Genomic DNA, 7,421 nt, shown 5'->3' on the forward strand with positions numbered 1-7,421 from the left:
CCGGGCAGCAATGACCCCGGTCGGGGAGGTGCCGGCTAGTCCATCAGCTCCGCGGCGACCACGGCGCCGAGTTCGGTGCAGGCTTCGCGGGCGTCCTTGGTGACGGGGCCGGTGATCTCGACGGGCGGGCGTACGCGGCGCAGGTCCATGGCGGCGGCGGCCGTCTCGACGGAGCGGACGGCGCCGGTGGTGTCGCTGTTGCCGTGCACGTAGAGGCCGTACGGCTTGCGCTGGGCGCCGTGCGCGTCGAGGTAGAGCAGCTGGTCGAACCAGTGCTTGAGGGCGCCGGACATGTAGCCGATGTTGGCGGGGGTGCCGAGGAGGTAGCCGTCGGCTTCGAGGGCTTCCTGCGGTGAGCACACCAGGGCGGGGCGCACCCGGATCTCGACGCCGGTGATGTCGGGGTCGCGGGCTCCGGTCAGGGCGCACTCCAGGAGTTCGGCCAGGGTCGGGGACGGGCTGTGGTGCACCACGAGGAGAACTGTCATCGGACCGCCACCCGCGCTCACGTCCTTTCGCCGCTGTACGTGGTCCTGTGCCTGATCCGGTTCGGATTCCGTGCCGGGGTCGATGCCCGGGGGTCGTGGACCCGTACCCGGGGTCTGTGCCGGGGCCAACCCTACGGAAACGGGGGTCGCGGCCCCGTTGTCGGGGCGTGGCGCGGGCGGGGGTTGGGCCGTACGGGTGGACTCGCCGCGGCGGTGGGACTGGCGGTGAGTGGCCGGGAACGCCGCTGATCAGCGGCGAGCCGGGTGGTTTTGGTGACGATTTAACCCGTTTGTCGGGTTGCGTCGTTCTCACCATTTGTAAGGATAAGACCACTTTCTGTGATGTTTGTGACATTCGAAGTCCATGGCGTCGTGGTCCGCCGCCGTCCCACCCGCACCACGTGCACACCCCAGTGCACCGCCCCCAGGAGTCATCGTGGTCCTGTCCATCTCCGGAGTCCTGCTGCTCGGCGTCATCGCCTTCCTGTTCTTCCGCAAGGACGGGATGAAGATCTCGCACGCCCTCGTCTGCGCGCTCTTCGGCTTCTATCTGGCCAGCACCGCCATCGCCCCGCACATCACGGCCAGTGGCAACAGCCTCGCCAGCCTGCTCGGCGGGCTGAACTTCTAACCGCACCGGACATCCGTTCGGCTGCACGGCACGTTCGGAGCCGCCCGCCCACGGCGGCACCCGCGTACCCGGCCCTGGCTCGGCGACGAGTCGGGGCCTTGCGCGTACCCCCGTCCGGACGGGCCGCCGGCCGCGACACGCCCCCTCTCTGCCGTCCCGCAGCACCCCGCAAGAAACCCCTGCCGCCCCAGGAGCCCCCGTGCCGTCCCCCCTGCCGCCCACCGCGCCCGCCCTGTCCCGCCGCGTCGCCGCCGCCACCCGCAACGGCCTGCACGCGACCCGGGCCGGACTGAGCAACGGCCGCGCCCACCTCGGCCGCGTACGCCACCACGCCCGCGACATGTTCTCCCCGCTCCTGCACCTCGGCCGCGGCCTGCGCCGCGAGGCGGCCTGGGCGCGCACGTGGTGGAAGGAGGCCCCGCCGGACAAGCGCAAGGCGGCCGCCGTCGGCGTCGCCGTCTCCGCGGTCCTGCTCTACTTCCTGCCGTTCGGGCCGCTCCTGGCCCTCGCCGCCGTCATGGCCGGGGCCGCCTGGATGGGCCGCGACCGCACGCCGCCGCCTCCGCCGGGCCCGCCGCCCGGCGACGGCCGGCTCCAGGCCGTCTACAACGGGCTCGTCCCGCACCTGGCCGACGACCACGACCCGGCGGGGCTGTTCGTGCCCGGCGGCGAGTACGCCAAGGCGTTCGAGCACCACGAGTTCGACGGCGACCGCCTGACCCGCCTCGAACTTCGCTACTCCCCCTACTTCACCGACGACGACCCCGACGCCCGGGCACGCATCGAACGCGTCATCGAGGCCAAGGCCGGCCGCGCCCGCGAGTACCTGTACGACTGGGACACCGAGAACAACCGCCTCACCGTCGCCGCGCTCCCGCCGCTCCCCGGCCCGGTGCCCGCCCAGCCGTACGTGACCGCGCCCTGCGAGATCGTCCTCGGGTTCACCGACGCCAGCTCCACCAACCGCCTCATCCCCGTGTCGATGACCCCGGGCGGCCCCGCCGAACCCGCGGGCGCGCCGGTCGACAAGGCCGCGGGCGCCCCGCCCGCGGCGGCCACCGCCCCCGCGAACGGCGCCCCCGCGGCGAACGTGCACCAACTGCCGCCCGTCATCTGGCGTACCGGCACCCGCACCAACGCGCCGCACCTACTCGCCGTCGCCGGACCCGCCGCCGGGAAGACCACCCTGCTGCGCACCATCGCGCTACAGGCGCTGCGCGACGGCGACCTGATCGCGATCGACGCGACGGGGTCGGGCGACTTCGCGTACCTCGCCGGCCGGGTGGGTGTGCTGCGCGTGGACTCCACGGCCGACCAGGTCCGCGAGACGCTCACGTGGCTGCACGCCGAGACCACGCGCCGCGCCGCGGCGATCGGGGACGCGAAGGCGGCCGGCGTACCGGTGCCGGAGGACGCCCGGCGCCCGTTGCTGGTACTGCTCGACGAGCCCGCCGAACTCGCCGACGCCACCGGGGCATCGGCGTCCGACGTGTACGAACTCCTCGACCTGCCGCTGCGCCTGGGCCGCACCACGCACATCAGCGTGGTGACCACCGCGCGGCCCACCCAGCTGGCCCGGCTGCACCCGGGGCTGCTCGGCGAGACGCACACCCGGATCGCGCTCGGGCCGCTGGACACGGACACGCTGGTCGCGGCGCTCGGTGCGGAGCCGGGCATCACGGGCGGCGACGCGATGCCGCCGGGGCGCGGGTACGCGCGGCTCGGCGCGGGCCCGGTGATCCGGCTGCAGACCCCGTACACGCCGGACCCGCTGGAGGACGACACCCCCGAGCCGGACCGGCGGCGGATTCTGGACCTGCTTCCGGACGTCGTCCTGGCCGCCGGCTCGCGCGCGCCGGACGCGGCCCCGGCCGGCGCGGCCGGGGCGGCGGCGGGTGCCGTGTCCGACGGGCGGCCCGAGGGGACGGTCCCGGTGACAACCGGGCTGTCCGGCGCGGGCGGCGGCGCTCCGTCGCTCGTGAAGTCGCACTGAGCCGGCCCCGGCTCGGGGTGAACAGACCAGCTGGTGGGCGCCGGGCGATCGGAACCGGGCGAAAGCCGATCCGACACCGGCGCCCTCCGCGTCCGAAATGACCATCGCGGGTAGTCCGTTCGAGTGAATAACCGCGAGATGTGCTGGTGGCGGCCGTGGCCCCGGGAGGATGTTCCTCGCGGGGCCACGGCACGTTCCGGGCCCTGCGCGGCACGGGTGTGATCAAGAGTGCGACTGAGGTGTGGCATGGGTGGCGGGCGCGCGGCGCAGGTACGGAGGTCGGCGTCGTAATGCGCCCGTATCCGACCGTTCGCGCCCAAGCGGGTCTCAATATGCCAAACCACGCTCACCGGACCGGGCCCCGCGCCATGATGGACCACCGACACACCGCCCGGGACCGCAGCCGAGGACGTGGACGCCCGTGTTCGACCTCGCGAACCTCACCGCCAGCGACCTCGTCGTCTGCGGCTCCGACCTGCGGCAGGCCACGGCCGCCGCGACGACCCCGGAGGAGGCCGCCCGGGCCCTGGCCCGGCACTTGCGCGGCGCGTTCGCGGACGCGGCCGCCGGAGCACCGCAGCTCGGCCTCGTGCGGGTGTACGCGACGTCCCGCCGCCGCGGCGGCGACGCCGGTGACCGCGTCCTCGAACTCCTGGCCGGCGACGGCGCGTTCGAGCCTGGGCCCGGGCACCCCGGCGCACCCGACCTGATTCCCCTCGCCGGCCCCGGCGTGCCCGCGCCGCTGCACCCGGCTCTGGACGCGGTGCTGCGCGACCTCGGGATCTGCGGCGACGCGACACCGCGGGGCGGTGTGCCGGCGCTACGCGTGCCGGAGTCCGCCGGGACGCCGGAAGCGGTGTCCGTGCCGCGGCCGCCCGGTCCGCCGGGGCTGCCCGCGGGCTTGGCGCTGTCCGAGCCGGCCTCGGCCCCGCCCGACGCCGCGGATGCGGTGGCGGACACCGCGCAGTACCCGGACCCGGACACGGACAGAGACCCGCGCGCCGCGACGAACTCCCGCACGGACACAGGCACGTTCGCCGCATATCCCGCGCACGCCGCCGCCATCCCCGCGCCGCCGGGCGCCGCGCTGTCCTTCCCCGCGGCCGCCGCGGGGGCGGTCGCCGAGACGGTCCGCGCCACCGTGCGCGAGACCCTCGCCGAGACGATCCCCGAGTCACTGCCCGAAGCACTCCCCGGATCGGTGCCCGGATCGCTGCCCGAGGCGTTCGACGAACCGCCGCGCGAACCGCCGGCCGCGTACGTGCCGGAGACCGTCCCGCGGTTCCCGGGCCGCGGCCCCGCCGGTCCGCGCCCGCCCAACGACCCCGCGTCCGCCCCGGCCGCCGCGGCAGACCCCGAGGCTGCCCAGCGGCCGGCCCCGCTCATGGGCACCGACCCGGACGCCGACGCCGAGCGCCACGCCATCGCGCACATCCCCGACCAGATGGCCGCCCTGCACGGCACCCGCACCGTGCTCGGGTACGCGGGAACCCTCCCCGACGGCGAGCTGTTCGCCGTCCTCCTCTACAGCGGCCACCACATCCCGGCCGCCGCCGCCGAGGCGCTGCGCAGCCTGACCGCCGCGACCCGCCTGGCGCTGCTGCCCGCCCCGCCGACCCCGGTGCCGACGCCGCGCAACGGGCAGATGACCGCCGCGCGCCTGGACGCGCTCGAGCAGTTGCTCGCGGCCACCGAGGACACGACGGTGGAGCAGGCGCGCACGGTCGAGACGTACCGGGGGCGCGTGCGGACCCAGGCCGAGCAGCTGCGCATCAAGCAGCGCCGCCTGGAGCAGGAGACGCACATCGTGGAGACGCTGTACAGCGTCGGGCAGCAGCTGACCCGGGAACTGGACCTGGACCAGCTGGTGCAGACCGCGACCGACGCGGCCACGAAGGTGATCGCGGCGGAGCACGGGATCCTGCTGTACCGGGACTGCGACCGGGACGACGGGCTCGACGACATCCGGCACGCCGCGGCGGTGCGCGGCGGCACGCCGCATCCGCTGCTGCCCGACCCCGGGGTCCGGCTGACGCTCGCGCACCTGGGCGCGGACGTCGTACGGTCCGGGGATGTCGCGGAGCACCCTGGGCGGTGGCACCCGGCGCCGGTGGCCGCGGACCCGGAGGCACTGCCGGTGCGCAGCTACCTGGGCGTGCCGGTGGTGAGCCGGGAGGGCAAGGGGCTGGGGGCGTTCGCGTTCTCGCACTCGAAGCCGGACATCTTCACCGAGCGGGACGAGCAGTTGGCGCTGGGCATCGCGTCGCAGGCCGCGGCGGCGATCGAGAACGCCCGGCTGTACCGGAGTGTGCGGGACACGGCGGTGCGGTTGCAGCGTTCGCTGCTGCCGCCGGAGCTGCCGGACATCGAGGCGCTGGAGATCGCGTGCCGGTACCTGCCGGGGGCGCGGGGCTCGCAGGTGGGCGGGGACTGGTTCGACGTGATCCCGTTGTCGGCGGGGCGGGTCGCGCTGGTGATCGGCGACGTGATGGGGCGGGGGCTGGCCGCGGCGGCGGTGATGGGGCAGCTGCGTACGGCGGTGCGGGCGTACGCGGTGATGGACCTGCCGCCGGCGCAGGTGATGCGGCATCTGAACCGGATGATGGCGGGGATGGGTGCGGAGGACCAGATCACGACGTGCGTGTACGCGGTGTACGACCCGTGGCACGACTCGGTGCGGTGGTCGAACGCGGGGCACCTGCCGCCGGCGCTGATCACGGCGGACGGCTCGGTGCGGCTGCTGGACGACGACCTCGGGGTGCCGCTTGGTGTGGAGGGCGCGACGTTCGAGGACGCGGACGTGGTGTTCCGGGCGTGCGACCGGCTTCTGCTGTACACGGACGGGTTGGTGGAGCGGCACGATGTGTCGCTGACGGACCGGCTGCAGTTGTTCACGGCGGAGGTGGGCGGGGCGGCCCGGAATCCCGACGGTGTGCAGGACACGTGCGACCGGTTGATGGGCGGGATGCTCACCGGGCGCGAGCACGACGACGTGGCGCTGCTGCTGGTACGGGCGCGGGAGGGCCGCGAGCGGGCGGCCGCGCTGGAGTTGCCGCCGACGGCGAAGGCCGGGCGGGAGGCGCGGTCGTTCGCCCGGTCGGTGCTGGCGCAGTGGCGGCTGCCGGGGCTGGGGGACGCGGCGTGCTCCGTGGTCACGGAGCTGGTGGTGAACGCGGTGGAGCACGCGCGTACGCCGATGGAGCTGCGGCTCGGGCACCGTCCCGGGCGGCTGGTGGTGCAGGTGGCGGACCACGACGGTCGGCTGCCGCGGCGGATGGCCGCGGCCGAGGGGGACGAGCGGCACCGGGGGCTGATGATCGTGGCCGCGTTGGCGGCGGACTGGGGGGTGCGGCCGACGGACACGGGGAAAGTCGTGTGGGCGGAGCTGGTCGAGCCGCGGTGACGGGTCGGGCTCACGGGTCCGCCGGGGTGGCGGGCCGACAGTGCGGCGGGACGGTGCGGCGCGATGGTGCGGTGCGACGCGGTGTGACGCGTCTCGCACTCGGCACCTGATGTCGGTTTTTGATCGCTGTTGGGCAGCTTCTGTACGTTATGTGCGCCAGTCGGCCGCGAACAGTACCTCGAATGCCGCCACCCCGCATCCGAGATGTGATGAAACGTCCGAATGCGGGTAGTTACCCGGGCGACACGGACCCAGGGACCGCGATGCCCGGCACCACCGGGAATCTTCGGCGCCCTCCGCACGTTGATCGATCGAACAGGCAGCCACGGCTGTCGCAGTGGACTTCAAGCCCAGGAGGCACGATTTCATGAGTGAGCGAGCTCTCCGCGGCACGCGCCTCGGCGCCACCAGCTACGAGACCGACCGTGGAATCGACCTGGCCCCGCGTCGCACCGTCGAGTACGCGTGTCCCCGCGGTCACCGGTTCGAGATGCCGTTCTCCGTCGAGGCGGAGATCCCCCCGGTCTGGGAGTGCCGCAGCTGCGGCGCGGTCGCCCAGCTGGTGGACGGCGCCCCGCCGGAGGAGAAGAAGAACAAGCCCGCGCGTACGCACTGGGACATGCTGATGGAGCGGCGCACGCGCGAGGAGCTGGAGGAAGTCCTCGCCGAGCGCCTGGCCGTGCTGCGGTCCGGAGGCATCGACCTGCACCACGACCCGCGGGACAACCGCAAGACGGCCTGACCGCCGAACTGTCCCCGGAACATCCCCGCAACGACGACACCACACGTCCACGACGGCCGCCGCCCCCGGGCAGGCGGCCGTCCGCACGTCCAAGGGACGAGCGCACCTCGTCCATGCGCGCACACGCCGGTGGCCCGGCCCGATCGACACGTGATCGGGCCGGG

General features: G+C 74.4%; 5 protein-coding genes. 4 read left to right on the forward strand and 1 reads right to left on the reverse strand.

Features of this window, described 5'->3' with window-relative positions; genetic code table 11:
• Positions 1-35: 35 nt before the first annotated feature.
• Entirely contained in the window at positions 36-488 is a 453-nt protein-coding gene (locus tag AB0C36_RS22970; RefSeq protein ID WP_358356812.1) for a flavodoxin family protein, read from the reverse strand.
• Positions 489-924: 436 nt separating this feature from the next.
• On the opposite strand from AB0C36_RS22970, the gene AB0C36_RS22975 reads away from it, so the two are divergent.
• From AB0C36_RS22975 to AB0C36_RS22990, 4 genes are all read left to right on the forward strand, one after another.
• Entirely contained in the window at positions 925-1,119 is a 195-nt protein-coding gene (locus AB0C36_RS22975) for a hypothetical protein (protein ID WP_358356814.1), read from the forward strand.
• A gap of 199 nt (positions 1,120-1,318) precedes the next feature.
• Positions 1,319-3,112: an ATP-binding protein gene (locus AB0C36_RS22980; RefSeq protein WP_358356816.1), complete on the forward strand. Its 1,794-nt coding sequence runs from the start codon at positions 1,319-1,321 to the stop codon at positions 3,110-3,112.
• 421 nt (positions 3,113-3,533) lie between these two features.
• On the forward strand, positions 3,534-6,515 hold the full coding sequence (locus tag AB0C36_RS22985) for an ATP-binding SpoIIE family protein phosphatase (protein ID WP_358356818.1): 2,982 nt from the start codon (positions 3,534-3,536) through the stop codon (positions 6,513-6,515).
• Positions 6,516-6,882: 367 nt separating this feature from the next.
• A complete protein-coding gene (locus AB0C36_RS22990) occupies positions 6,883-7,257 on the forward strand; it encodes an RNA polymerase-binding protein RbpA (RefSeq protein WP_358356820.1) in 375 nt (124 codons plus the stop codon).
• Positions 7,258-7,421: the final 164 nt, after the last annotated feature.

The organism is Streptodolium elevatio (genome assembly GCF_040649515.1).
Classification (GTDB): domain Bacteria; phylum Actinomycetota; class Actinomycetes; order Streptomycetales; family Streptomycetaceae; genus Yinghuangia; species Yinghuangia elevatio.